This window comes from Streptomyces sp. HSW2009, assembly GCF_040240285.1.
Lineage (GTDB): Bacteria > Actinomycetota > Actinomycetes > Streptomycetales > Streptomycetaceae > Streptomyces.
The window spans coordinates 1-244 of the sequence record NZ_JBEHZD010001276.1 but is presented as its reverse complement, the minus strand read 5'-3'; the positions used below and the strand labels follow the sequence as shown (position 1 = coordinate 244).

Below are 244 nucleotides of genomic sequence, written 5' to 3'. Positions count from 1 at the left end.
GGCCGGGCGGGGGGGCGCGGGCCCGTCCCGTCGAACTCCTGATGACGGCCGCGGGGCCGGCCGCGGTCCCCGCACTGGCCGCCGCGACCGTGGCCCTCGCACTCGGCGGGTACGCACTCGCCGCGCTCGGCCGCGCCCGACCGCACCCCGTCGGCGCCGCGCGCCCGTCGGCGTACGCCCCCTGCCGTACCGACACCGGGCCGCTCGGCCGCGACCTGATCGCCGCGACCGACGCCCGCACGGG

General features: G+C 83.2%; 1 pseudogene. It reads left to right on the top strand.

The window, feature by feature from the left end:
- Window positions 1-244, top strand: a pseudogene (locus AAHZ94_RS35435) (hypothetical protein); the annotation flags it as partial.